A 440-nucleotide genomic window follows, 5' to 3' on the forward strand; every position below is an offset into this window, starting at 1 on the left:
GTCAAGCGTTCCCTTAATCGCTTCCTGTACATCAGTATTGACCGGAACGCCCCGTTCACCCTCAAGAATTTCGTTGGCCTCCACTGAATTTGTAATCCAGTCTACAAATTTAGCGGCCTCCTCTTTATATTGAGAAGTCTCGGCCACAGAGAAAAACTGACTGGGCTTTAAATAGATCGGCTGCTGGGTTGCCCCTTCGGTTGTAGGATACATGGACATTCCAAAATCTCTTCCTGCTGCGGTGACCATGGCCGAATACTGATTCGAAAATGAGAAATCGTTCCATACCGTACCGTCAATAATCGGCTTTGTCTCAACCACCTTAGGATTTTTTTCAACCAAAAGTTCCTGAGATATACTGAATTCCGCATCACTGAATTTCTTTATATACTCGAAATCCTTCTTAACAGCAGTCTCATCTCCCGCTTCCAGCTCGTCCC

General features: G+C 45.2%; 1 protein-coding gene. It reads right to left on the reverse strand.

What is annotated here, in order from left to right; genetic code table 11:
• The coding region (locus NE664_14145; GenBank protein ID MCQ4727776.1) for a carbohydrate ABC transporter substrate-binding protein at nucleotides 1-440 on the reverse strand (440 nt) is incomplete at both ends.

This window comes from Anaerotignum faecicola (assembly GCA_024460105.1).
Classification (GTDB): domain Bacteria; phylum Bacillota; class Clostridia; order Lachnospirales; family Anaerotignaceae; genus JANFXS01.